The organism is Actinoplanes sp. NPDC048796, from assembly GCF_040650035.1.
GTDB lineage: Bacteria > Actinomycetota > Actinomycetes > Mycobacteriales > Micromonosporaceae > Actinoplanes.
Genome location: NZ_JBEZGO010000004.1, coordinates 452,491 through 475,290 on the forward strand (window position 1 = coordinate 452,491; position 22,800 = coordinate 475,290).

A 22,800-nucleotide genomic window follows, 5' to 3' on the forward strand; every position below is an offset into this window, starting at 1 on the left:
GTTCCCGATGGGAACCGGGACGGCACAAGACAGCCGTCCCACGGAGCCGATCGGAGGGCGGATGACGACGCGAGCCGCTCGCGTGGGCTTCTGTGCGTGGATCGTCGCGCTGACCGCCCTCTATTACGCCTTCCCCGGCGGTCACCTCTACACCTGGGCCCTGATCGGTTACTCGAGCGCCGCCATGGTCCTGCTCGGCGCCTGGCTCAACCGCCCCCAGCACCGCCTGCCGTGGTATCTGATCGCGGCCGCTCTCGCCTTCTTCACCACCGGCGACACCTGGTACAACCTGATCGTCGCGGTCGGGCGCACCCCGCGCTTCCCGGGCCTGGCCGACCTGTTCTACCTGCTGGTCTACCCCCTGCTGACGGCCGGTTTCCTGCTGTTCGTCCGCTATCGCGGCACCGGCAGCAACCGCGCCGCCCTGCTCGACTCGCTGGTGCCCACCGTCGGCCTCGGCCTGCTGTCCTGGGTCTACTGGATCGCGCCGTTCACCCGCTCGCACGACCTGTCGCTGATGGAAAAGCTGGTCTCGATCGGCTACCCACTGGGCGACGTGCTGGCGCTGGCCATGACGCTGCGCATGCTGACCGGCCCGGGCCGGCGGCCGCGGGCGCTGACCGCGATCGGCGTCGCCATCGTGGGCCTGCTGGTCTCCGACATCTTCTACGGCCAGTCCCAGCTCAACAGCGCCTGGACGCTCGGCGGGCCGGTCGACTTCGGCTGGATCGTCTTCTACGCCGTGATGGGCCTGACCGCGCTGATGCCGTCGATGCGTGAGCTCTCCCAGGAGCAGCCGCCGCAGGCCAGCAGCGACATGGGCACCCGGCGCATCGTCTGGATGGCCGCGGCCGCGCTGATCGCCCCGGTGGTGCTCTGCATCGAGTGGCTGCACGGCCGCGAGATCGAGGCGGCCCGCCAGGGCGTCGTCGACGCCCCGGTGATCGCCGCCGCCGCGGCGCTGATGTTCCTGCTCGTGCTGGCCCGGGTCAACGGGCTGGCCGGCGCGCAGCGGCAGGCCCGGGCCCGGGAGCGGGCGCTGCGCCAGGCCGGGGCCATGCTGTTCTCGGCCGCCACCGAGCAGGACGCGGCCCGGGCCGTGCGCGACGCGGTGGCCACCCTGATGCCGGAGGGCAAGCCCTACCGGCTGAGCCTGACCGGGGACGCGGGCGACGTCGAGCACGTGCCGGGTCTGCGGCTCATCACGGCCGACTCGCTGCCGGCCGGGGTGCCTTCGCACGGTTTCGACCATTTCCTGTACGCGACGATGCCGCTCCCGGGCACCGGGCGCCTCGGCGCCGGGCTGCTCGGCGGCGACGGCACAGTGCTGCGCGAAGTGCTGCCGTCCTTCGAGGCGTACCTCACCCAGATCGAAGTCGTCATGCAGCGCATCGGCCTGACCGGCGAGGTCAACCGGCGCGAGAGCGAGGCGTACTTCCGCACCCTCATCCAGAACGCCACCGACGTCATCCTCATCGTCGGCGAGGACGACCTGATCCGCTACGCGAGCCCGTCCGCGGCCGCCGTGCTCGGGCACCCCGACCTCGAGGGCACCCCACTGTCGGCGTTGATAGCGGTCAGCCACCACGAGGCGATGCGGGAGATCCTCGGCGGCCTGCGCGACGGGCAGAGCGAGCTCGACGCCCCCGACCTCGCGGTGCTGCGCGCCGACGGCTCGCTGATCCAGGTCGAGTGCACCGGGCGCGACCTGCGCGACGACCCGACCGTGCGGGGCGTGGTGCTGACCGTCCGCGACGTCACCGAGCGCCGCCGCCTCGAGAAGGAACTGTCCCACCTGGCCTTCCACGACGGCCTGACCGGGCTGGCCAACCGGGTGCTGTTCCGCAACCGGCTCGACGAGGCCTTCGCCGCCGCCGCCGAGTCCGGGCTGACCGTCGGGGTCCTGTTCGTCGACCTCGACGACTTCAAGGAGGTCAACGACACCCTGGGGCACGCCGTCGGCGACGAGCTGCTGGTCGCCGTCGGCCGGCGGATCGACGAGATCGTCGGCACCTCGGGCACGGCGGCCCGGATGGGCGGCGACGAGTTCGCCGTCCTGGTCGCCGACGACGCCGAGGCCGTGGCCGCCCGGCTCGTCGAGGCCCTGGCCGTCCCGGTGGAGGTCGGCGACGGTCTCGGCGGCACCCACATCGTCAGCGGCGCGGCCAGCGTCGGCGTGGCCGTCAACGACGCCGCCGAGTCGCCGACCGAGCTGCTGCGCCACGCCGACCTGGCGCTCTACCAGGCCAAGGGCTCGGACAAGGGCACCTGGCAGCGGTACCAGCCGGAACTGCACACCGAGATGGTGCAGCGGCTGGAGACCCGCGCCGCGCTGCACGAGGCGATCGACGACAACCAGCTGCGGGTCATGTACCAGCCCATCGTCGACCTGCGCACCGGCGAGATGGTCGCGGTGGAGTCGCTGGTCCGGTGGCAGCACCCGGCCCGGGGGCTGCTCGGGCCGTACCACTTCATCGAGATCGCCGAGGAGAGCGGCGCCATCGTGCCGATCGGCGGCTGGGTGCTGCGCGAGGCCCTGGCCCAGTTCGCGGCCTGGAAGACGGCCGACCCGCGGACCACCCTGCGCTACGTCAGCGTGAACGTGTCGGCCCGCCAGTTCCGCACGCCCGGCTTCGTCGACCAGGTCCGCCAGGCCATCGCCCAGGCCGGGGCCCGCCCCGAGTGGCTCCTGCTGGAGATCACCGAGTCCCTGCTGCTGCGCGACGCCGACCAGGTCGCGGCCGACCTGCGCACGCTGCGGGCCCTGGGCGTGCGGATCGCGATCGACGACTTCGGCACGGGCTACTCGTCGCTGAGCTACCTGCGGCAGATGCCGGTCGACGTGCTCAAGGTCGACAAGTCGTTCATCGACGACATCCTCGGCAGCGAGCAGCAACGGGCCCTGGTCGACGCGATCGTCACCCTGGCCCGCAACCTCGACCTGGCGGTCGTGGCCGAGGGCATCGAGGACGCCGGTCAGCGGGCCGCGCTGGCCGGCATGGACTGCCCGTACGGCCAGGGTTATCTGTTCTCCAAGCCGGTGTGGCCGGACGAGATCCCGGCTCTGGCCCACGACGCCGCGAGGCTGGTGTCATCCCCGGCGCGAGGGTAATTCGGGTTAATCGCTGGCGGTCATGGGCGGTCACGGTGCAGGGTCGAGGCGTGCTGGAGAATCCCGTATGGGCCGCCCTGACCGGGCCGCAGGCCTGCTTCGCCGAGGCGTCCGGTGACGCCGCCCGCTATCAGCCCGACGTCTCGCCGTTCTGCGCGGTGGCCGACCCGGCCGACCCGGCCGCCTGGGCCGACCTGGCGAAACTCACCGACAAGGCGTTCCTCACCGGCCCGCGGATCACGCCGCCGGCCGGCTGGGAACCACACCGGGTGACGGCCGGCGCCCAGATGGTCGGGCACGGCATGACCGGCGTGCCCGACGACGAGGCGGTGCCGCTCGGCGAGACCGACGTGCCGGAGATCCTCGACCTGGTCGAACGGGCCCAGCCCGGCCCGTTCGGCAAGCGCACCATCGAGCTCGGCCGCTACCTGGGCATCCGGCACGAGGGCCGGCTCGTGGCCATGGCCGGCGAGCGCTTCCAGCTGCCCGGCTGGACCGAGGTCAGCGCCGTCTGCACCGACCCGGCCTTCCGCGGCCGCGGCCTGGGCGCCCGGCTGACCATGGCCGTGGCGGCCGCCATCCTGGAACGCGGCGACCTGCCGTTCCTGCACGTCACCGCCGAGAACGCGGGCGCGATCAGGCTCTACGAGCGGCTGGGCTTCCAGGTCAGCCACCAGGTCGAGTTCGCGTCGTTCACCAGGTCACTCGCCTAGCGCGCCGTCCGGGTCGGGCGTGGCCCCGCCGTTGTCGGCGAAGCGGTCCCGCAGGTCGCCGATCTGCTGGAGCACATCGGCGAGCTCGCCCCGGACCCGCTCGAGCCGGTTCTGCTGGTCGTGCGGCAGCCCACCGCCGTGATCGTGGCTCACCAGCGTCGACTCGGCCTCCTCGAGCTCCTCGCGGCGCGTGTGCAGGCGGTTGAGCTCGGCGGCGTACTCGGTCTGGGTGATCTTCTCTGGTTGCATGGCCGTCGTTTCCCCAGAAACGACGGCCCCGACACGCGACCCGCGACACACCTCACGCTTTGCGGTCGGCCCGCTTGTTGGCCTTCTCGATGGCCTCGACGAGTTCGGGCTTGGTCATCCGCGAGCGGCCCGTGATGTCGAGTTTCCTGGCCACCTGCAGCAGGTGGGCCTTGCTGGCGTTGGCGTCGACGCCGCCGGCCGTCTCGGCCTTCGTGCCCCGTCCGCCGGCCGCCTTGGCGTCGCTCGGGCCCTTCTTGTCCTTCGGCTCCCAGTGGTCACCGACCTTCTCGAACGAATGCTTGACGGCGGAGAAGGCCGTACGGTGGGCGCGCTCGCCCTCGCCGTACTGCTCGACCGCCGAGTCGTGCGTCTTGGCGAACGTGTCCTGTGCTTTCTTCGGCGAACGCTTCAACGTCGCCGGCATCTCCTCGCGTGCTGGCATGTCTGAGCTGTTCCCGGCACACAAGGTCGCAAACCGTCCTACGCTGAAGCGTGTCGGACGGTGAGTTCTGGACGTACACCGGGCTGCTGGGGTTCAGCGGCCTGGTGCTGCTCGCCCTGTGCGTGGCGGGTCTCGGTCAGTCCGGCTTCCTGCGCGGGGTGGACGCGCTGCTCGGGCTCGGCTTCCTCGGCTACGCCGGCTATCTCGGCATCGCCCGGCCGGACGACCCGTTCACCTTCTACTACCTGTTCGCCCTGCCCGTCCTCGCCGTGATCTACGCCCTGGTGTGCCTGCGCCGGGTGGTCCGGCTGCGGCGGCTCGCCGCCCGGTTCGTTCCCGATCCGTACGCGGGTGAGACCGGTGACGCCCACACCGAGAGGTCGCCCTTCCCCACCCCGCCGAGCCCTCTGCCGGACGCGCCCGACGCCGCCCCCGAGCCGGCTCCGGCGCCGGTGACCCGGGGGCCGATGCCGTCGGGCCTGCCGTCCCGGCCGCCGGCGCCGGGCTCCCGGCCGCCGGCGGCGGCCGAACCTCCGGGCCGCCCGTCCGGGCTGCCGGTGGCCGAGCCGCCGGCCTACACGGGACGGCACTCGGCCGACACCCAGGACGCCACCGAGCGGTTCCCGCGGACGCCCGGGTACGCCGCCCGGCCGTACGACGACAATTCCTCCCCCGACCGCGGGCGGCACCGGGCGAGCGAGCCGGACGACTCGAATTTCGCCTGAACCGCGACCGGTGGCAGATTGGTCACCATGGACTACCGCCGTACCTACCGCGCCGCCGCCGTCACCTTCGTCGACCTCGTCTCCCGCGTGCCGGCCGACCGGTGGGACGCGCCCGGCCTCGGCGAGTGGACGCTGCGGGAACTGGTCGCGCACACGGCCGGCTCGGCGCTGCGCCAGGTGCCGGGCGTGCTGCGCGCCCGCGCCGAGACCGCCGCGGTGACCTCCCCCGAGGCGTACTGGACGTTCGCCCGGTCGGTGCCGCCCGAGGTGTACGCCGAGGCGGTCGCCGCCTCGACCACGCTCGCCCGGCAGGCGGCGGCCGAGTTGGCGTCCGCCCCGGCCGGCCTGATCGGCGACCTGGCCGGCCGGGCCACCCAGGCGCTGGCCGCGGCCGGTGACGACGACGTGGTGTCGACCCCGGTCGGCGGCATGCGCGTGCGGGACTGGATGCCCACCCGGACGTTCGAACTGGTCGTCCACGGCCTCGACGTGGCGGCGGCGGCCGGCCTGGAGGCGGACTTCCCGCCGGACGCGGTCAGCGAGGCCACGCTGCTGGCGGCCCGGGTCGCGGCCGCACTGGGCGACGGCCCCGCGGTACTGTTCGCCCTCACCGGCCGCGCGCCCCTGCCGAAGGGTTTCACCGTCCTCTGATGAACACTTTCGCGCTCGCCGGCCGCCGCGTCGTCCTGTTCGCGGCCGTCTACGCGGGCCTCGCGGTGATCGTGCGGGCCGTCACCCTGGCCGTCGTCACCGGCGGCGCCACCGACCCGACGTCCGTCACGGCGCAGGCGTCGGTGCTGCTCGTGGGCGGCCTGGCCGGCCTGATCGGCCTGCTGTGCGCGCTGGTCCTGCTGATCTCGGTCACGGTCTGGGCCGTGGCGGCACACCGGCTGACGCCGTCGGGTCCGGGCGTGCCGGGGTACGGGGCCGTGGCGCTCGCGGCGGTGCTGATCGCCCTCGCGTACGTGCTGCCCGCGCGCGTGCCGACCGTGGTCGCGATGACGCTCACCGACTCGGCCCTGCGCGTGGGCGCCGCGGCCGTGCTGATCGCGGGCGTGCTCGCGGTGCGGTCCCGGATGCGCCGCCTGACCGGCGAGGCCACCCTGGGCGCCCGGCGGCCCCTGGTCACGGCCGACGACTGGGACGCCTCGAGGTGGGACCCGACGGTGCTGCGCGACATCGAACGCCGCCGCCGCTCCTAGCGCTTCCGTCCCGCGCTGTGGCGGCGGTTGGCTAGCATTCGGTGTCGACCGACGCGGGGGTTCGCATGCTCGAGGGCTGGCACGGATGGTTCGCGACGATCACCGGGGTGGTCGTCCTTACCGTGGTGGCGTTTCCGGCGGCCGCGCTCGTGACGTGGGCGCTCGCCAGGACGCGGGGCGGGGCCTGGCGCCGGTCGCTGGCCGAGGTCGGCGTCGTCTACGGGACGGTCCCGTGGGTGTGGATGATCCTGCTGCCGAACGACGGTGACGGCGTCGACCGGGCCCGGACGAACCTGGTGCCGTTCCGCGACCTGATCCACGTGGTGGCCGGCGGCCCGGTGACCGCGACCGTGCAGATCGTCGGCAACCTGCTGGTGTTCGCGGCGCTCGGCTTCTTCGGCCCGCTGCGGTTCGCGGCGCTCAGGTCGGTGCCGCGCGTGCTGGCGCTCGGTGCCGCGTGCTCGCTGCTGGTCGAGACGCTTCAGTACGTCCTGCGCCTGGACCGGGTGTCCTCGGTGGACGACATCCTGCTCAACGCCGCCGGGGCCGGGCTGGCCGCGCTGGCGTCGCGCCCCTGGTGGCGCCGCCTACCAGGTGATCCAGAAGTGCCGCCCCGGCCGGTGACCGGTGTCCCGGACGCCGTCCCCCAGCGCCCGTCCTAGGCATGGCCGTCCGCGCGCCGGCCGCCCGTGTTCGCGGGTGGGTAAGTGTGACGTGCGGCACCTGATTCAGCGAGCGCCCAACGGGGAAGCTAGGCGGCATGAAAATCTGGCCCGGGAACCCCTACCCGCTGGGCGCGACGTACGACGGCGGGGGCACCAATTTCGCGCTGTTCTCGGAGGTGGCCGAGCGGGTCGAGCTCTGTCTCTTCGACGACGACGGCGTCGAGACGCGGATCGACCTGCCGGAGCGGGAAGCGCTGGTCTGGCACGGCTACCTGCCCCGGGTCGTTCCGGGGCAGCGGTACGGATATCGCGTGCACGGGCCGTACGATCCGGCGAACGGGCTGCGGTGCAACCCGAACAAGTTGCTGCTCGACCCTTATGCGAAGGCGATCGACGGGCGTAACGACTGGAATCAGGCTCTTTTCTCGTACAACTTCGGCGAACCGGACTCGGTGAACGACGAGGACTCGGCGCCGTACGCGCAGAAGTCGGTCGTCATCAACCCGTTCTTCGACTGGGGCAACGACCGGCCGCTGAAGATTCCGTTCCACCAGACGGTCATCTACGAGGCCCACGTGAAGGGCATGACGCAGCGGCACCCGGACATTCCCGAGGATGTCCGCGGCACCTATTCCGGGCTCGCGCACCCCGCGATGATCAAGTACTTGCAGAAGCTGGGCGTCACGGCGGTCGAGCTCATGCCGGTGCACCAGTTCGTGCACGACAGCACCCTCATCGACCGGGGCCTCACCAATTACTGGGGCTACAACACGATCGGCTTCTTCGCGCCGCACAACGGCTACGCCTCGTTCGACGGGCACGGCGGTCAGGTGCAGGAGTTCAAGTCGATGGTGAAGGCGCTGCACCAGGCCGGCATCGAGGTCATCCTCGACGTGGTCTACAACCACACCGCCGAGGGCAACCACCTGGGGCCGACGCTGTCGTTCCGGGGCATCGACAATCCCGCGTACTACCGGCTGGTCGACGACCAGAAGCAGTACTACTACGACACGACCGGCACCGGCAACAGCCTCAACGTGCGCCACCACGAATCGCTGCGGCTCATCATGGACTCGCTGCGGTACTGGGTGACCGAGATGCACGTCGACGGCTTCCGGTTCGACCTCGCCGCCGCCCTGGCCCGCGAATTCCACGCCGTGGACCGGCTGGCCGCGTTCTTCGACCTGGTCAACCAGGACCCGGTGGTGTCGCAGGTCAAACTCATCGCCGAGCCGTGGGACGTCGGCGACGGCGGCTACCAGGTCGGCGGGTTCCCGCCGCTGTGGACCGAGTGGAACGGCCGCTACCGCGATTCGGTGCGCGATTTCTGGCGGGGCGAACCGTCGAGCCTGGGCGAGTTCGCGTCCCGGTTCACCGGCAGCTCCGACCTGTACGAGATCGACGGCCGCCGCCCGATCGCGTCCATCAACTTCGTCACCGCCCACGACGGCTTCACCCTCAACGACCTGGTGTCGTACAACGAGAAGCACAACGACGCCAACGGCGAGGAGAACCGCGACGGCGAAAGCCACAACCGCTCCTGGAACTGCGGTGTCGAAGGGCCCACCGACGACGCCGAGATCGTCGCTCTGCGGGAACGCCAGAAACGCAATTTCCTGGCCACCCTGCTGCTGAGCCAGGGCGTCCCGATGATCGCCCACGGCGACGAGCTGGGCCGCACCCAGATGGGCAACAACAACGTCTACTGCCAGGACAACGAGATCGCCTGGGTCGACTGGGTCGACGCCCGCAACCAGGACATCCTGACCGGTTTCACCAGCCGGCTGCTGGAACTGCGGGCCAAGCATCCCATCTTCCGCCGCCGCCGCTTCTTCACCGGCGACCCGGTGACCGACGACAAGATCCCCGACATCGCCTGGCTGCGCCGCGACGGCCAGCCGATGACCGAGGCCGACTGGAACACCCGCAGCGGCATGACCATGACGGTCTTCCTCAACGGCCACGGCATTCCGGAACGGGACGCCCTGGGCGAGGCGATCATCGACGACTCGTTCCTGATCCTGTTCAACCCGTTGGGCGAGCACGTCGCCTTTACCCTCCCCGACCGCCAATTCGGCCGCACCTGGGAGGTCGTCGTCAACACCGCCGACCCCCTGCTGGCGGCCCGCCGCAAGACCACGAAAGCCGGCGGCCAGTACGAGGTGTCCGGCCACACCATGGTGGTTCTCCGCTGCCGCTACTAAGGCAGCCGTCCGGCAGCACGTCGCCGTGGCGGGACCGGCCGGTGGCCGGTCCCGCCACGGATCGAACCACCCGCGTTCAGTAGCCGACGTCCCGGCGGCGCAGGCCGGCGTATCCGGCCGCCACGAGCGCCGCGGCGATCACAGCGAGCACGAGCAACGGTGTGACGGTCACGTCGTCCCGGGGCGCCTGCGGGACGTGCGCGAGCGGTGAGGCCTGCCGCGACCAGGCGGGCAGGTCGAACGAGTCGGCGAACAGCGTGATGACGGCGCAGTAGGCGACCATCACCCAGGCGATGATCGCGGCCGGCCGGGGCAGCCAGCCGAAGGCCAGCACCGTGACCCCGGCGACCAGCCAGACCGCGGGCAGGTAGGTGAGCGCCACTCCGGTCAGCCTCGGCACCTGACCCAGGTCGGACACCGTCAACCCGTACGACAGGCCCTCACCGAGGCCGAAGGCGGCCAGGGCCAGCGCGGTGCCGGCCAGGCTGACGCTCAGCTGACCGGCCAGCCAGCTCCCCCGGCTGGTCGGGCCGGCCAGCACGACCTCGGCCCGGCCGGAGGTCTCCTCGCTCCGCGCCCGCAGGACACTCGTGACCCCGTACGCGGCGACCAGGAGAGCGGCCATCCCGGCGGTCACCGCCAGGTAGGCGTTCAGGACGTCGCCGGCGCCGCCGGTCAAGAACTGTGCGACCTCCGGGTTGTCGCGCACGTACTGCTCGATGCTGTCGCCGATCGAGCCGTAGGCGACCCCGAGCAGGAACAGCCCGGCCGCCCAGCCCGCGACGGCACCGCGCTGCAGACGCCACGCGAGCGCGGACGTGTCGCGCAGCAGCGGGGAGGCGTGCGCCCGGCCCGGCCGGGTCGCGACGAGGCCGGCTCCGAAGTCGCGCCGAGCCGACAGCGCCACCGCCGCGACGCCCAGCAGGCCGGCCACGGCCAGCGACAACAGCACCGGCCACCAGCGGTCCCCGGCGTACGGAAGGGTCCGCTGGCCCCAGCCGATGGGCGAGGCCCACGACAGCGCGCCGTCACCCACGTCCCCGGCGGCCCGCACCGCGAACGCGGCGCCGAGCAGGGCGGCCACCGTCCCGTACACCGCCCGGACACTCTCGAACACCTGCGCCGCGACCGCGGCCGACCCCGCGAAGACCACACCGACGGCGGTGATCGCGGCGCCGAACAGGACCGATCCGGCGACCGGCAGACCGGTGCCGACGGCCACGGCGACCACCAGCACGCCGGCGGCGGCATCGGCCAGACCCGCGAGCAGCAGGGCGGCGGCGAGCGGGGCGTGCCGGCCCACCCGCGCCGAGCGGACCAGCTCGGCGCGACCGGCCTCCTCATCGGCGCGGGTGTGCCGGCCGACCAGGAACATGCTCATCAACGCGACCACGATCGCGGCGAACGCGAAGATCTCGAAGACGACCTCGCCGCCGATCACGCGAGCAGGTCGGTCGGCCCGCTCATCGCGATCACGGCGTTGTTGGCGCCGATCGTCTGCCGCAGCCGCTGCAAAGCCTCGGGCGTGCCGTACAGACTCTGGCTCTGCGCCGACTGCACGAGCACGAGCAGCGTGACCCCGAGCAGCCACCAGGGCAGGCTCCGGCGCTCGCGGCGAAGCAGGAACAGCAGCAACGACGCCGTCCCGGTCATGAGGCTGCCTCCTGGTCGCCGTAGTGGCGCAGGAACAGCTCCTCGAGCGTGGGTGGTGAGCTGGTCATGCTGCGCACCCCGAGCGGCGCCAGCTCCCGGACGACGGTGTCGAGCTGCGCGGTGTCGACGTCGAAGCGGGCGTGGTGGTCGGCGACGACCACGTCATGGACACCGGGCAGACGGTCGAGGCCGGTGACCGGCCGCGCGGTTTCCACGGCGATCGACGTACGGGTCAGGTGGCGCAGCTCGCTCAAGGTGCCGGTCTCGACCGTACGGCCGAGCCGGACGATGCTCACCCGATCGCACAGCGCCTCCACCTCGGCCAGGATGTGGCTGGACAGCAGAACCGTGCGGCCCTGGCGCTTGAGCTCGTGGACGCACCGCTGGAACACCGACTCCATGAGCGGGTCCAGTCCCGAGGTGGGCTCGTCGAGCAGGAACAGTTCGGCGTTCGACGCCAGCGCGGCCACCAGCGCGACCTTCTGCCGGTTGCCCTTCGAATAGGTGCGCGCCTTCTTGCGCGGGTCCAGGTCGAACTGCTCGAGCAGCTCATCGCGCCGCCGGCGGTCGACGCCGCCACGCAGCCGGCCGAGCAGGTCGATGACCTCCCCACCGCTGATACCCGGCCACAGCGTGACATCACCGGGCACGTAGGCCAGCCGGCGGTGCAGGCTGTCCGCGTCGCGCCACGGATCACCACCCAGCAGCCGCGCCTCGCCCGCGTCGGCGCGCAACAACCCGAGCAGCACCCGGATGGCGGTGGTCTTTCCACTGCCGTTGGGCCCGAGGAAGCCGTGCACCTGTCCCCCGGCCACCGTCAGATCGAGCCCGTCGAGGGCCTTGGTGGCTCCGAACGACTTGCGCAGCGCGGTGACGGCGATCGCCGCCCCGGTGGACACGGTCATGGCAGCTCCTCTGAGGAGGGAACGAGCGATGAAGTCCGATGCCGGCGGAGGTGGGATCGATGCGCGGGCGGGACGACCATGACGCCTCCACGGGTCAGCGACTCGCCGACCAGACTTCCCGGCACACCTACCCGCAGCGTACGCCCGGCCGCCAAGCCGAGCCGGCCCCGGAAAGGCCCTCGGCCCGGTGCTTGATGCCGCGCAGCATCCGGCGTTCCATGATCAGGCTGCCGGGTGCCATGACCGTGTCGTACAGGGCCCGGACCATCCGGTTGGGTCCCGGCGGGATGATGCGGTTGCGGCTGATCAGCCGGGTTCCCGCTCCCCGCACGCGCAGGTGGAAGATCCACACCCAGGCGCCGTCCTCCGAACGGAACGCCAGTGTCCGTTCGGGATCGCAGGCCGAAGAGATTTTCGATCCAGTCGTACGTTTAGGCGCCGCCGCGGCCACTGCCCATCTGCACCAGCCAGGGCCAGACCGCCGACGGCGGCGCGCCGATCGTGACGGCGCGGGTCGACACCAGGCCGACGTCCGGCAGCAGATCGTCGCCCGACAGCGTTCCGGCGGCCTCCCCGGCCGTGGCGCCCCAGGTGACGAAGCGCCGGCGCGCCCAGGGGGGACGCGGCCACGACCAGCCCCGCGCCGCCCAGCACCAGCACGGTCCGCACAAGCCCTTTCATGATCGGCTCCTTTCCGGGTTCCCGGTTCCACCCTCGGCCGCCGCGGGCCCCCTCCGGTAGGGACATCCGGCCCTGCGGACGCCGCGCGACCGGCCTGTGCTGCTCGACGTCAAGCTCGGGACTTTCGTCCCGTCCCGTTCGGGCCCATGGCCTCAGGATTCGAAGCCGCCCGGAGCGCACGCTCAATGCATAGACATCGATGAAGGAGGAGCCATGACAACCATCGGCCGGGACACCGCCGCCCACCTGGAGCAGGTCGAGGCGCCCGGCGCCATGCTCACCAAGGCCGCCGCGAGGGCACTGGCCGTGCTGCGTATCTCCACCGGCTTCGTCTTCCTCTGGGCATTCCTCGACAAGACCTTCGGCTGGGGTTTCGCCACCCCGTCGGCCCGGGCCTGGATCAACGGCGGCTCACCCACCAAGGGCTTCCTGTCCGGCGTCGAGGTCGGCCCCGGCTGGCTGCAAACCCTCTTCCACAACATCGCCGGCGACCCCTGGGCCGACTGGCTGTTCATGCTCGGCCTGCTCGCCATCGGCCTCGCCTTCATGCTCGGCATCGGCATGCGTCTCGCCGCCGGCGCCGGCGCGCTCATGATGCTCTTCATGTGGGCCGCCGAATGGCCACTCGACAAGACCACCGCCGCCGGCGAACCCAGCATGTCGACCAACCCGCTCGTCGACTACCACATCATCTACGCCCTCGCCGGCATCGTCCTCGCCCTCACCTACGCCGGCCACACCTGGGGCCTGGGCAAGTGGTGGGCCTCCCTGCCCATCGTCCAGAAGAACCGCTGGCTCATCTGACACCACGCCCCCGCACCGACCAGACACCATCGCCCGGCCGCAGCGAAGCGGCCGGGCGATCAGCGTTGACGGAGCGAGAGGGGTACGGCCATGACCACCAAGCCCATCGTCGTCGGCAACCGGGGCCACGGCCTGCTGGCCGGCGCGTTCCTCGGCTCGACGACCCTGCAGTTGCTGCACCACGCGGCCTGCCCGGTCCTCGTCACCCGGCGGTGACCGGCCTCTGGGCAGAGAGCCAGATGGCCACCGGCGCGGTGACGGACAAGGAGCGGCGGCCGTTCGACGAGCTCGTCGCCGGTTGGCGGAACGGGCACCCCCAGTTGACCATCTCCGCCGAAGCCGTGGTGGCCCATCCCGCGGCGGCCCTGGTCGAAGCCAGCAGGAACGCGCAGCTCCTGGTGGTCGGCACTCACGGACGCGGCGCCGTGCGCGGGCTGATCCCGGGCTCGGTCAGCCGGCATCTGCCGCGCCACTCCGTTTGCACGGTCGCCGTCGCCAACGGCGAGTGGCGGAGCCGACCGGCTACACCGTGCGGCGTTTGAGGGCGTCGGGCCAGCCGGGGAGGTCGGTGGCGGCGCGTTCGGGTGGGCCCACGTAGTCGGCGGACGGGCGGATGATTTTGTTCAGGCGTTTCTGTTCGAGGATGTGGGCGCTCCAGCCGGCCGTACGGGCGCAGGTGAAGATCGCGGCCAGCAGGCCGGCCGGCACCTCGGCGAAGTCGAGGACGATCGCCGCCCAGAACTCGACGTTGGTGGCCAGGACACGGTCCGGTTTGCGCTCGCGGAGTTCGGCCAGGGCCGCGCGTTCCAGCTCGAGCGCCACCTCGTAGCGGGGTGCCCCGAGTTCCCGGGCGGTGTCACGCAGGATGGTGGCGCGCGGGTCCTCGGCGCGGTAGATGGCGTGCCCGAACCCCATCAGACGGTTGCCACTGTCAAGCACCCGTTTGACGTAGCGCCGGGCGTCCTCGCCCCGCTCGACGGCCTCGACCATGCCCAGCGCCCGCGCCGGGGCGCCGCCGTGCAGCGGGCCGGACAGTGCGGCCACCGCGGCCGAGAGGCAGGCCCCGACGTCGGCGCCGGTGCTGGCCACGACCCGGGCCGTGAAGGTGGACGCGTTCATGCCGTGCTCGGCGGCGCAGACCCAGTACCTGTCGATCGCGGCCACGTGCCTCGGGTCGGGCTCACCCCGCCACCGGATCATGAACTGTTCGGTGACGTCCCGCCCGGCGTCGACCAGCCTCCGCGGCACGGCCGGCCGGTCACCGCGGGCGGAGACCGCCACCTGATCCAGCATCGCCGCCGTGGCGTACGCGAGGTCGGCGCGTGCCTGAGCGTGGTCGACGTCGATGAGCGGCCGCAGTCCCAGAGCCGCTGCCGCCGCCTGCACATCGACCCGCGCGTCCCCCGTGCGCACCGGCGTCACCGATCCCGGCACCGCCGGGGCGGACGTCAGCGGGTGGGCGAAGTCGCCGTCGGTGAGCAGGCCCCAGACGTCGCCGAAGCCGACGGCGCCGGCCAGCGAGCGCAGGTCGACGCCGCGGTAGCGCAGCGCTCCGCCGTCCCGGTCGGGTTCGGCGATCTCGGTGTCGAAGGCGACGACACCGGCCAGTCCTGGATTGACAGTCAGCATGTTCTCACCATGCTGCCACGTCATGTTGACGTCAATGTTGATGCAGTCAACATGAGAGGATGTGCACATGGACACGCTGACCACCGGCCAGGTCGCCCAGCGACTGGGTGTCAAACCCGCGACCATCTACGCGTATGTCAGCCGTGGCCTGCTGCGCAGCGTCCGCAACGGCGACGGCAAGGTCAGCTTGTTCACGCGGGCCGACGTGGAGGCCTTCGAGGCCAAGCGCAAGGGCCGCGGCACCCCGAACATCCAGACCGGCATCACGTTGATCAGCGGGGGCCGGCTCTTCTACCGCGGACGGGACGCCGTCGATCTGGCCGCCACGGCCACGTTCGAGTCGGTCGCCACCCTGCTCTGGACCGGAACCCTGGAGCACCACGACCTCGTACCACCGGAAGGTCTGCTCGGCCTGGCCACCGCCGTCACCGCTCCCCTGCCCGCCGCCGCCCGCCACACCGACCGTCTGCGGGTGATCGTCGCGGCGGCCGCGGCGGCCGACCCGTTGCGCTTCGACATCACGCCGGCCTCGGTGGTGAGCACCGGCCGCGCGCTGCTGGCCACGATGGTCGCCGCCCTGCCCGGCCCGGCCCGAACAGGACCCGGAACAACACTCGCGGCCGAGTTGTGGACGCGGCTCACCGGTGAGCGCGGCTCGGCGGCCGACCATGACCTGCTCAACGCCGCCCTGGTGCTGCTGGCCGACCATGACATCGCCGCCTCGACCCTGGCGGCGCGGGTCGCGGCGTCCACCCGGGCGCATCCCTACGCGGTGGTGAGCGCCGGGCTGGCCGCCCTCGACGGGCCGCTGCACGGCGCCGCCAGCGGGCTGGCCCACGAACTGCTGGCCGACGCCCTGTCGCGGCGCGATCCGGTCGAGGCCGTGGCGAGCCGCCTGCGCGCGGGCGAGCCGATCCCCGGCTTCGGGCATCACCTCTATCCGGACGGCGACCCGCGCGCGAAGGTCCTGCTGGACCGCGACGGCCCGGCCGCGGCCCGCGCCCGGAGGATCGCCGCCGCGATGCGCGACCGGTCCGGCGTACACCCCAATGTCGACCTGGCCCTGGCCGCGCTCACCCTCGATCGGGGCATGACGCCGGACGCCGGCGAGACGATCTTCGCGGTGGCCCGGACGGCCGGGTGGCTGGCTCACGCTCTTGAGGAGTACGGGGACCGTCCGTCCCGCTTCCGGCCCGCCGGCCGCTACGCCGGCCGCGACCCGGCGTAGGGAGATGACCCGCTGCCATCGCCCTGTCCCCGGTGGCTGATTCGCCCGCCTCCGCGTTCGAGCCCGGGCAATCCAGCGATTAGATGTCGTACGCCGTTGTCCAGGCAAGCCTTCCTCTCAGGCGCGCCTTCCCCAAGGCACGGTGCCGCTGGGCACGGTGCCGCTGGGCACGGTGCCGCTGGGCACGGTGCCGCTGGGCACGGTGCCGCTGGGCACGGTGCCGCTGGGCACGATGAAGCCCTTGGCGCGGGGTGGTCATCAGCATCATTTGCGATCCGGGGCGGAACGCTTGGGGCCCGGGGCGCTCGCGTGCCGCTGTGAGGAGCGCTCGCGCGCTTCGCCGTTACGGGCGGCGCTCCGGCGGCACTGAGGTGACGATGGCACGGGGGTGACCTGTTGTGCGGTCGGTGCATTGCTGCGGCTACGGGCGCGCGCTGGGTGGCGGGACCATCTGGCCGATCATGCGGACGGAGCTGTCGATGGTGTCGAAGCCACGCGGAAGCATGACTGACTCATACGCGGCCACGGCTTCGAGAAGGGGCTTGCCGGAGAGCAGTTCGGCCGCGAGCAGGGCGGCGTCCTGCAGGGCGGTGTTGGCTCCGACGCCGCCGGCCGGCGGCATGGTGTGGATGGCGTCGCCGAGCAGAGTCACCGGGCCGGGTGACCACGGGGTGAGGCGCGTGCCGGCGCGCAGGACGATCGGGAAGAACGACGTGGGGTCGGCGGCGGCGAACAGGTGCCGGACGGCCGGATGCCAGGTCGCGCTCGCGTCGAGACAGATCTGCCGCAGCGCCTCGGAGGGACGATCGAGCTCACCCAGTACGGCGGTGGGGGCGACCAGGGTGGTCATCAGGTAGTCGGGGACGCCGGTCGGGGTGCGAAAGCGCACGGGGGCGAACCCGGCACCGTAGCCGTTCGCTCCGGACACCCAGGCGAAGCCTCGGTCGAAGTCCGGCGGAAGGTCGGCGGCGGCCAGCGGCATCCGGCCGTAGATACATCGCAGGCCCAGATCGCGCAGGGTGGCTGACGGAGCCAACTGCCGGCGCACGGCCGAGCCGACGCCATCCGCGCCGACCAACAGGTCACCTTCGTCAAAGAACGATCCGTCGCCGGAGAGCGAGCCGCCCGCCGAAAGGGAACTGGCTGAAGCAGCGATATCGGCCGCGCCAGCGGTGTGGTCAGCGGCGGTGTCGGCGACGCCAGCGTTGTTGTCAGCGGCGGTGTTGGCGACGCCAGCGGTGGCGGCCGCGCTGACGCTTGCGGTGGCGGCTGCGCTGGAGGTGGCTGTGGCGGTGGCAGCCGCGTTGGAGACGGCTGTGGCGGTGGCGGCCGGGCTGGAGGTGGCGGCCGGGCTGGAGGTGGCGGCCGCGGCAGCAGCCGTGGGGGTGTCACCGGCGGCGCCGGCCGCGGTGGCGCTCAGGGCTACGCGGACGCGGCCGGATGGGGTGATGTCGTAGCCGGTCACGGTGTGGCCGAACGTCACGTTCAGGTCGGTGAGCAGGGCTCGGCGGAACGTGGCGCGGTCCACGTTGGTGATTTCGGCCGGGGGGATGCTCGGGAAGACCTGGGCCGACAGCTCGATCAGGTCCTGCGTGTAGAACGCCACCCGGTCTCCGGAGGCGCCGCTGGTTCGGTGAGCCAGGTCGAGGATCGCTGTCGGTAGGCAGGCGCGCAGGGCGGCGTTGCCGTTCGGGTCGATGTGGAGCCGGTAACCCTGGTCGCGCGTTCGCGGTGAGGGGTCGCGTTCGTAGATGGCGACGTCGGCGCCGCCCCGGCGCAAGGCGTGGGCCAGGGCGAGACCGCCTATGCCGGCGCCTGCGATGAGTATTCGCATGGCCGCACCGTATCATACGCGTTCCTGAGTTAATCAATCATTTGGTTGACTGGCTCATGCGTAGAATGAGCGACTGTGCCAGGTCCCCGCAGGTCACCGAAGCCGCAGGAGCGTCAGCGCGACGCCGAGCGCACGCGTCAGAAGATTTTGGACGCGGCCGCCAAGGAGTTCGCGGCGCACGGCTATGCCGGCGCGCGCGTTCGGGCCATCGCCGAACGTGCCGGCGTCAACCAGCAGCTGCTCTCCTACTACTTCGACGGCAAGGAGGGTCTGTTCCGCGCGATGAACGAGCAGTGGGCGCAGCGGCAAGCCGTGATCTCCGAACCGGGCACACCGCTACCCGAGCAGCTGCGGCGGTACGCGATGGAGAACCTGCACAACCCGGACGGCATACGGATGCTCGCCTGGGCCGGCCTCCAATACGACGGCGACGGCGACGGCGACGGCAGCGGCGATGGCAGCGGCGATGCCGATGGCAGCAGCGGCGATGCCGATGGCAGCGGCAGCAGCAGGAGCGGCAGGAGCGGCAGGAGCGGCAGCGGCAGCAGCGTTGGCGTCGATCCCGGGCGGGAGCAGCGGACCGCCATGCTTGCTCGTGGGGTCGAGCAGATCGCGGCCCGGACGGCTGACGATCCGGACGTCGACCCGGCCTGCCTGCTCGTCATGTTGATGGCCGCCGCCATGGCGCCGACCACGATCCCTCAGGTCATCGCGGGGCTCTGCCAGACCGACCCGAAGAACCCCGAATTCATCCAGCACTATGCCGAGCAGATGGCCCTCGTGGCCAGGAAGATGGAATTGTAGGCGCCATGCCGAACGATGATCTTCCGTTGCTCGAGGCGCTGCACACCACGCCCGCCCGCCGTTACCTGTCCGCCGAGCCGATCAGCGATGAGATCGTGCGGGCGATCCTCGACGCCGCGATCCGGGGGCCCAGCGGCGGCAACCGGCAGGGCTGGGCCTGGATCGTCGTGCGGGACGCCGAGGTCAAGAAGCGGATCGCCGGCTGGTACCGGGAGGGCTGGGAGGCCAGCTACGGCCGCCGGCGGGAGGAGATCCTGAACAACGACGACCCGAACGGGATGAGCGCCGCCAGTTTCCGGGCCGCCGACCACCTCGCCAACCACCTCGAGGAGGCGCCGGTCTGGATCTTCCCGGTGCTGCTGGGCGCGGCCGCCAGCAAGAACCCGCGGCTGGGCTCGTCCATCTACGGCGCCGTGCAGCAGCTGATGCTGGCCGCCCGCGCGTACGGCATCGGCTCCACGCTGACCACTCTCTACATGGGACACGAGGACGGCGTACGGGACCTGCTCGGCCTTCCCGCCGACGCGCTCACCATGGCGCTCATCCCGCTCGGCTACCCGGCTCGGGGCAAGTGGTCGCAGCCCAAGCGGCGGCCTCTGGAGGAGGTCGTGTTCTCCGAGCGCTACCGTACGGAGCCATGACGTACGTCAAGAGCATCACCTTCGATTGCCAGGACGCGCTGGTGGTGGCCCGCTTCTGGGCCGGGGTCCTCGGCGGCGAGCTCGACGAGGATTCGACGAGCGACAAGGCGTACGTCGAGGCGCCCGGCTGGGGTGGGCCCAACCTGTGGTTCCAGCGCGTCCCCGAGCCCAAGACGGGCAAGCTTCGGATGCACTTCGACCTGCGGGCGGCCGACATCCCGGCCGAGCGCGAGCGGCTCGAAGGGCTCGGCGCCACCTTCGCCTGGGAGGCGCACGGCCTGATCGTCATGCGGGACCCGGAAGGCAACGAATTCTGCGTGGAGAACTGACTAAGGTCGGCGCCGCCGTACCCGATATCCGTGGTCACAAGGACCGCTGATGGAGGGGGACCCACGGATGGGTCAGACCACGACGCTGCGCGCGATGCCGGTGCGCGAGGACCACTGGAAACCCCAGGACCGCATCTACGAGGGCATCCTGGAACGCTGCGTCGCGAACGCCGAGGACGACGAGGCCCGCGACGGCACCCCGGAGATGATGGCGGGCGCGCTCATCATCGTCGTGCTGTTCCTGATCATCATGGCCGGGGCCAACAACGCGACGGCCGCCCTGATCGTCTGCGGGATCCTGGGCGGCGCCGGCTTCCTCTACATCGTGAGCGCCGGCAAGCCCGGCAAGGGCAACCGGGCTCTCGCGCTGGCCGGCATCGGCGGCCCGGGCCGGCTGCCCGCCGGGTACCTGGTGCACCCGACGGCGTGGCAGGCCGGCATGGCCGAGCACGTCGCCGGCGTACCGGAATCGCAGCTGCTCGCCGCCGCCCAGCTCTGCCACATCTTCCCCGGCACCGTCGACGACCTGGTCAACTTCGTCGGCCACGTCGCCATTCACGTGCCGGTGACGCAGGCCCAGACGGCCGAGGACGTGCAGCGGCGGGCCAAGGAACTGGTCCGGATCGGCATGCCGATCGTCGTGGACTACGCCAAGAGCGCGCCGCCGCTGCCGGTGCCGGGCGAGCCCGGCGGCAAGAAGGGCAAGAAATCTAAGAAGAAGTGAGTACGGCGTACCGGCCGCCCTCGCCGAGCAGGCTGTCGTGGGTGCCGGACTCGAGGATCCGCCCGTGGTCGACCACGGCGATCTGGTCGGCGTCGCGGATCGTCGAGAGGCGGTGCGCGATGGTCACCGTGGTCCGGCCCCGCGAGAGCTCGTCGAAGGCTTTCTGCACGGCGCGCTCGGTCTCGTTGTCGAGCGCGCTCGTGGCCTCGTCGAGCACGAGGATCCGCGGGTCGCGCAGCAGGGTCCGGGCGATGGCGATGCGCTGTTTCTCGCCGCCGGAGAACCGGTGGCCGCGGGAGCCGACCATGGTGTCGTAGCCATCGGGCAGGGCCGCGATGACGTCGTGGATCTGTGCGGCCTTCGCGGCCGTCTCGATCTCGGCGTCGGTGGCGTCCGGCTTGGCGTAGCGCAGGTTCTCCCGCACGGTCGTGTGCAGCAGGTACGTCTCCTGGCTGACCACGCCGACGGTGGCGGCCAGGTCGGCGAAGGACAGGTCGCGCAGGTCGACGCCGTCGATCGTGACCCGGCCCGAGGTCGGGTCGTAGAGGCGGGCGATGAGCGCCGCGAGGGTGCTCTTGCCGCTGCCGGTCTCCCCCACCAGGGCCAGTGAGCTGCCGGCCGGGACGTCGAGGTTGACGCCGGCGATGGCGGCGGCGCCGCTGTTGGCGTACGAGAAAGTCACGTCCTCGAAGCGCAGGTGGCCCCGCGCCGCCGTCAGCCGCACGGGCGCCGCCGGCTCCTCGACCTCGACCGGAAGGTCGAGATATTCGAAGATGCGCGCGAACAGGGCGAGCGAGCTGGTGACCGTCACCTGCACGTTGAGCAGGCCCATGAGCGGGCGGAAGATGCTCGACTGCAGGGCGGTGAACGCGACCAGGGTGCCGATGCTCATCGAGCCGGCGCTGAACGGCAGGCCCGCGGCGAGGTAGATGACCGCCGGGATGGCGGCGAAGACGATGCTCATCGAGGCCATCCGCCAGCGGCCGGCCAGCTCGGAGCGCAGCTCGAGGTCGATGAGCCGGTTCGACGAGGCGGTGAAGCGCTCGACCTGGGCCGGGCCGGTGCCCATCGTCTTCGACAGCTGTACGCCGCCGATGGACAGGCCCTCCTCGATGATGACGTTCAGGTCGGCCAGTTCCCGCTGGCGCTGGGCGGTGATGGAGCGGCGCATGGTCGCGACGCGGCGCGTCAGCCAGATGGCCGGCGGCAGCACGACGAGCGTGACCAGCGAGAGTTGCCAGCTGAGGGCGGCCATGGCGACCGCTGTGGCGACGACCGTGGTGAGGTTCGAGGCGATCGAGGTGGCGGTGGAGGTGACCACCGACTCCATGCCGCCGATGTCGTTGGTGATGCGCGACTGGACCTCGCCGGTGCGGGTGCGGGTGAAGAACCCGATCGACTGGCGCTGCAGGTGCGCGAAGACGTCGACGCGCAGCCGGTGCATCACCTTCTGGCCGATCGCGGTGGAGATCCACGTCTGCACGACGCCGAGGGCGGCGGTGACGGCGGCGACCACGACCATGCCGATGACGAGCCAGACCAGCAGGCGGACGTCGTTGTGCGGGAGCGCGACGTCGATGACCTCGCGCAGCAGGAACGGGGAGGCCAGGCCCACGAGGGACGAGGCGATGATGGTGAACACGACGACCCCGAGGGGCCAGCGGTGTCCGGTGAACAGGGCGCCGATGCGGCGCAGGGAGACACTCTTCGCCTGCGCGATCTCGGCCTGGGTGGGTTTCTTGCGGCTGGCCAAGTGCGACCTTCTCTCATGCCGTACGGATTACTGAGGTTACCTCAACGTGAGGCTACAACGGTAATCGCTGGTACGGTATTCCCCGTGCACGAGGAGGAGAGTCTGTCCGAGGCCTTCTGGGCGGTGGCCCGGCGGCTACGGCACCGGACGCGGGTCGCGCTCGAGCCGTGGGACCTGTCGCCGTCGCAGGGCCGCGCCATGAACGTGCTGGCCCGCCACGGCGACCTGCGCCTGAGCAGCCTGGCCGAGCACCTGCGGATCGCACCCCGCTCGGCCACCGAGGTGGCCGACGACCTTCAGCAGCGGGGACTGGTCGAGCGGCGGCCCGACCCGGCCGACCGCCGGGCCGTGCTGGTCACGCTGACCGAGCACGGCACGGCGGTGAACACCGAGATCCAGGCCGCCCGGCAGGCGGCGAGCGAGCGGCTGTTCGCCGCCCTGGACCCGGCCGACCGTCAGGACTTGTCGCGCGTCCTGGAGAAGCTGCGCGAGGACGGCTGAGC

At 71.7% G+C, this 22,800-nt stretch carries 25 protein-coding genes and 1 pseudogene; 16 read left to right on the forward strand and 10 right to left on the reverse strand.

What is annotated here, in order from left to right; genetic code table 11:
- The first annotated feature begins 61 nt into the window (after positions 1–61).
- Both AB0C26_RS20790 and AB0C26_RS20795 read left to right on the forward strand, forming a co-directional pair.
- Positions 62–3,112, forward strand: coding sequence for an EAL domain-containing protein (locus AB0C26_RS20790; protein WP_360249520.1), 3,051 nt, complete (start codon positions 62–64; stop codon positions 3,110–3,112).
- Between the two features lie 50 nt (positions 3,113–3,162).
- The gene (locus tag AB0C26_RS20795; RefSeq protein WP_360249523.1) at positions 3,163–3,825 is read left to right on the forward strand and encodes a GNAT family N-acetyltransferase; all 663 of its coding nucleotides are present in this window, start codon (positions 3,163–3,165) and stop codon (positions 3,823–3,825) included.
- On the opposite strand, the gene AB0C26_RS20800 is transcribed toward AB0C26_RS20795, so the two are convergent.
- Together AB0C26_RS20800 and AB0C26_RS20805 are read right to left on the reverse strand one after the other, a co-directional pair.
- Positions 3,814–4,074, reverse strand: coding sequence for a hypothetical protein (locus AB0C26_RS20800; RefSeq protein WP_360249526.1), 261 nt, complete (start codon positions 4,072–4,074; stop codon positions 3,814–3,816). The two genes, AB0C26_RS20795 and AB0C26_RS20800, sit on opposite strands and share 12 nt — an antisense overlap.
- 52 nt (positions 4,075–4,126) lie before the next feature.
- Positions 4,127–4,516, reverse strand: coding sequence for a ChaB family protein (locus AB0C26_RS20805; protein ID WP_360249529.1), 390 nt, complete (start codon positions 4,514–4,516; stop codon positions 4,127–4,129).
- A gap of 50 nt (positions 4,517–4,566) precedes the next feature.
- Between AB0C26_RS20805 and AB0C26_RS20810 the strand changes: the two genes are divergently transcribed.
- From AB0C26_RS20810 to glgX, 5 genes are all read left to right on the forward strand, one after another.
- Positions 4,567–5,241, forward strand: a complete 675-nt coding sequence (locus AB0C26_RS20810) for a hypothetical protein (protein ID WP_360249532.1) — start codon at positions 4,567–4,569, stop codon at positions 5,239–5,241.
- 27 nt (positions 5,242–5,268) lie between these two features.
- The gene (locus tag AB0C26_RS20815; protein ID WP_360249535.1) at positions 5,269–5,892 is read left to right on the forward strand and encodes a maleylpyruvate isomerase N-terminal domain-containing protein; all 624 of its coding nucleotides are present in this window, start codon (positions 5,269–5,271) and stop codon (positions 5,890–5,892) included.
- Positions 5,892–6,443, forward strand: coding sequence for a hypothetical protein (locus AB0C26_RS20820; protein WP_360249538.1), 552 nt, complete (start codon positions 5,892–5,894; stop codon positions 6,441–6,443). Before AB0C26_RS20815 ends, AB0C26_RS20820 begins: the two co-directional genes overlap by 1 nt.
- Before the next feature lie 41 nt (positions 6,444–6,484).
- Positions 6,485–7,105, forward strand: coding sequence for a VanZ family protein (locus tag AB0C26_RS20825; protein ID WP_360249541.1), 621 nt, complete (start codon positions 6,485–6,487; stop codon positions 7,103–7,105).
- 98 nt (positions 7,106–7,203) lie between these two features.
- A complete protein-coding gene (glgX, locus tag AB0C26_RS20830; RefSeq protein WP_360249544.1) occupies positions 7,204–9,312 on the forward strand; it encodes a glycogen debranching protein GlgX in 2,109 nt (702 codons plus the stop codon).
- A gap of 76 nt (positions 9,313–9,388) precedes the next feature.
- On the opposite strand, the gene AB0C26_RS20835 is transcribed toward glgX, so the two are convergent.
- The 5 genes from AB0C26_RS20835 to AB0C26_RS20855 all read right to left on the reverse strand — a co-directional run bounded on the left by AB0C26_RS20835 (position 9,389) and on the right by AB0C26_RS20855 (position 12,541).
- Complete coding sequence (locus tag AB0C26_RS20835) at positions 9,389–10,753, reverse strand: ABC transporter permease (RefSeq protein ID WP_360249547.1); 1,365 nt, start codon at positions 10,751–10,753, stop codon at positions 9,389–9,391.
- Entirely contained in the window at positions 10,750–10,965 is a 216-nt protein-coding gene (locus AB0C26_RS20840) for a hypothetical protein (RefSeq protein ID WP_360249550.1), read from the reverse strand. The genes AB0C26_RS20835 and AB0C26_RS20840 overlap by 4 nt, the downstream gene beginning before the upstream one ends.
- Positions 10,962–11,870, reverse strand: coding sequence for an ABC transporter ATP-binding protein (locus AB0C26_RS20845; RefSeq protein ID WP_360249553.1), 909 nt, complete (start codon positions 11,868–11,870; stop codon positions 10,962–10,964). Before AB0C26_RS20845 ends, AB0C26_RS20840 begins: the two co-directional genes overlap by 4 nt.
- 127 nt (positions 11,871–11,997) lie before the next feature.
- The gene (locus AB0C26_RS20850; protein WP_360249556.1) at positions 11,998–12,222 is read right to left on the reverse strand and encodes a hypothetical protein; all 225 of its coding nucleotides are present in this window, start codon (positions 12,220–12,222) and stop codon (positions 11,998–12,000) included.
- Between the two features lie 79 nt (positions 12,223–12,301).
- A complete protein-coding gene (locus AB0C26_RS20855; RefSeq protein ID WP_360249559.1) occupies positions 12,302–12,541 on the reverse strand; it encodes a hypothetical protein in 240 nt (79 codons plus the stop codon).
- Positions 12,542–12,764: 223 nt separating this feature from the next.
- Here AB0C26_RS20855 and AB0C26_RS20860 point away from each other — a divergent pair, with 223 nt between their 5' ends.
- From AB0C26_RS20860 to AB0C26_RS20870, 3 genes and pseudogenes are all read left to right on the forward strand, one after another.
- On the forward strand, positions 12,765–13,355 hold the full coding sequence (locus AB0C26_RS20860) for a hypothetical protein (protein ID WP_360249562.1): 591 nt from the start codon (positions 12,765–12,767) through the stop codon (positions 13,353–13,355).
- A gap of 105 nt (positions 13,356–13,460) precedes the next feature.
- Positions 13,461–13,571: pseudogene (locus tag AB0C26_RS20865) on the forward strand (universal stress protein); the annotation flags it as partial.
- A 23-nt stretch (positions 13,572–13,594) separates the two neighbouring features.
- Positions 13,595–13,897 carry a universal stress protein gene (locus tag AB0C26_RS20870; RefSeq protein WP_360249565.1) on the forward strand — a complete coding sequence of 101 codons (303 nt, stop codon included), beginning with the start codon at positions 13,595–13,597 and terminating at the stop codon, positions 13,895–13,897.
- Here the strand turns inward: AB0C26_RS20870 and AB0C26_RS20875 are convergent.
- Positions 13,878–14,984, reverse strand: coding sequence for a citrate synthase 2 (locus AB0C26_RS20875; protein WP_360249568.1), 1,107 nt, complete (start codon positions 14,982–14,984; stop codon positions 13,878–13,880). The genes AB0C26_RS20870 and AB0C26_RS20875 overlap by 20 nt on opposite strands.
- A 67-nt stretch (positions 14,985–15,051) precedes the next feature.
- On the opposite strand from AB0C26_RS20875, the gene AB0C26_RS20880 reads away from it, so the two are divergent.
- Entirely contained in the window at positions 15,052–16,212 is a 1,161-nt protein-coding gene (locus AB0C26_RS20880; protein ID WP_360249571.1) for a citrate synthase family protein, read from the forward strand.
- A 421-nt stretch (positions 16,213–16,633) separates the two neighbouring features.
- Here the strand turns inward: AB0C26_RS20880 and AB0C26_RS20885 are convergent, their stop codons facing one another.
- A complete protein-coding gene (locus tag AB0C26_RS20885) occupies positions 16,634–18,046 on the reverse strand; it encodes an FAD-dependent monooxygenase (RefSeq protein ID WP_360249574.1) in 1,413 nt (470 codons plus the stop codon).
- 75 nt (positions 18,047–18,121) lie between these two features.
- Between AB0C26_RS20885 and AB0C26_RS20890 the strand changes: the two genes are divergently transcribed.
- From AB0C26_RS20890 to AB0C26_RS20905, 4 genes are read left to right on the forward strand one after another with little or no spacing between them, the layout of a single operon-like run.
- Complete coding sequence (locus AB0C26_RS20890) at positions 18,122–18,850, forward strand: helix-turn-helix domain-containing protein (RefSeq protein WP_360249577.1); 729 nt, start codon at positions 18,122–18,124, stop codon at positions 18,848–18,850.
- A gap of 5 nt (positions 18,851–18,855) precedes the next feature.
- Positions 18,856–19,491 carry a nitroreductase family protein gene (locus tag AB0C26_RS20895; protein ID WP_360249580.1) on the forward strand — a complete coding sequence of 212 codons (636 nt, stop codon included), beginning with the start codon at positions 18,856–18,858 and terminating at the stop codon, positions 19,489–19,491.
- Positions 19,488–19,820 carry a VOC family protein gene (locus AB0C26_RS20900; protein WP_360249584.1) on the forward strand — a complete coding sequence of 111 codons (333 nt, stop codon included), beginning with the start codon at positions 19,488–19,490 and terminating at the stop codon, positions 19,818–19,820. Before AB0C26_RS20895 ends, AB0C26_RS20900 begins: the two co-directional genes overlap by 4 nt.
- Before the next feature lie 49 nt (positions 19,821–19,869).
- Positions 19,870–20,544: a hypothetical protein gene (locus AB0C26_RS20905; protein WP_360249587.1), complete on the forward strand. Its 675-nt coding sequence runs from the start codon at positions 19,870–19,872 to the stop codon at positions 20,542–20,544.
- On the opposite strand, the gene AB0C26_RS20910 is transcribed toward AB0C26_RS20905, so the two are convergent.
- Positions 20,531–22,297, reverse strand: a complete 1,767-nt coding sequence (locus tag AB0C26_RS20910) for an ABC transporter ATP-binding protein (protein ID WP_360249590.1) — start codon at positions 22,295–22,297, stop codon at positions 20,531–20,533. The two genes, AB0C26_RS20905 and AB0C26_RS20910, sit on opposite strands and share 14 nt — an antisense overlap.
- A gap of 84 nt (positions 22,298–22,381) precedes the next feature.
- On the opposite strand from AB0C26_RS20910, the gene AB0C26_RS20915 reads away from it, so the two are divergent.
- Positions 22,382–22,798, forward strand: coding sequence for a MarR family transcriptional regulator (locus AB0C26_RS20915; RefSeq protein WP_360249593.1), 417 nt, complete (start codon positions 22,382–22,384; stop codon positions 22,796–22,798).
- Positions 22,799–22,800: the final 2 nt, after the last annotated feature.

Coding starts and splice junctions, on each gene's coding strand:
- AB0C26_RS20790 (WP_360249520.1), top strand. CDS start 62: ATGACGACGCGAGCCGCTCGCGTGGGCTTCTGTGCGTGGATCGTCGCG.
- AB0C26_RS20800 (WP_360249526.1), bottom strand. CDS start 4,074: ATGCAACCAGAGAAGATCACCCAGACCGAGTACGCCGCCGAGCTCAAC.
- AB0C26_RS20805 (WP_360249529.1), bottom strand. CDS start 4,516: ATGCCAGCACGCGAGGAGATGCCGGCGACGTTGAAGCGTTCGCCGAAG.
- AB0C26_RS20815 (WP_360249535.1), top strand. CDS start 5,269: ATGGACTACCGCCGTACCTACCGCGCCGCCGCCGTCACCTTCGTCGAC.
- AB0C26_RS20820 (WP_360249538.1), top strand. CDS start 5,892: ATGAACACTTTCGCGCTCGCCGGCCGCCGCGTCGTCCTGTTCGCGGCC.
- glgX (WP_360249544.1), top strand. CDS start 7,204: ATGAAAATCTGGCCCGGGAACCCCTACCCGCTGGGCGCGACGTACGAC.
- AB0C26_RS20840 (WP_360249550.1), bottom strand. CDS start 10,965: ATGACCGGGACGGCGTCGTTGCTGCTGTTCCTGCTTCGCCGCGAGCGC.
- AB0C26_RS20845 (WP_360249553.1), bottom strand. CDS start 11,870: ATGACCGTGTCCACCGGGGCGGCGATCGCCGTCACCGCGCTGCGCAAG.
- AB0C26_RS20860 (WP_360249562.1), top strand. CDS start 12,765: ATGACAACCATCGGCCGGGACACCGCCGCCCACCTGGAGCAGGTCGAG.
- AB0C26_RS20870 (WP_360249565.1), top strand. CDS start 13,595: ATGGCCACCGGCGCGGTGACGGACAAGGAGCGGCGGCCGTTCGACGAG.
- AB0C26_RS20875 (WP_360249568.1), bottom strand. CDS start 14,984: ATGCTGACTGTCAATCCAGGACTGGCCGGTGTCGTCGCCTTCGACACC.
- AB0C26_RS20880 (WP_360249571.1), top strand. CDS start 15,052: ATGGACACGCTGACCACCGGCCAGGTCGCCCAGCGACTGGGTGTCAAA.
- AB0C26_RS20885 (WP_360249574.1), bottom strand. CDS start 18,046: ATGCGAATACTCATCGCAGGCGCCGGCATAGGCGGTCTCGCCCTGGCC.
- AB0C26_RS20895 (WP_360249580.1), top strand. CDS start 18,856: ATGCCGAACGATGATCTTCCGTTGCTCGAGGCGCTGCACACCACGCCC.
- AB0C26_RS20900 (WP_360249584.1), top strand. CDS start 19,488: ATGACGTACGTCAAGAGCATCACCTTCGATTGCCAGGACGCGCTGGTG.
- AB0C26_RS20905 (WP_360249587.1), top strand. CDS start 19,870: ATGGAGGGGGACCCACGGATGGGTCAGACCACGACGCTGCGCGCGATG.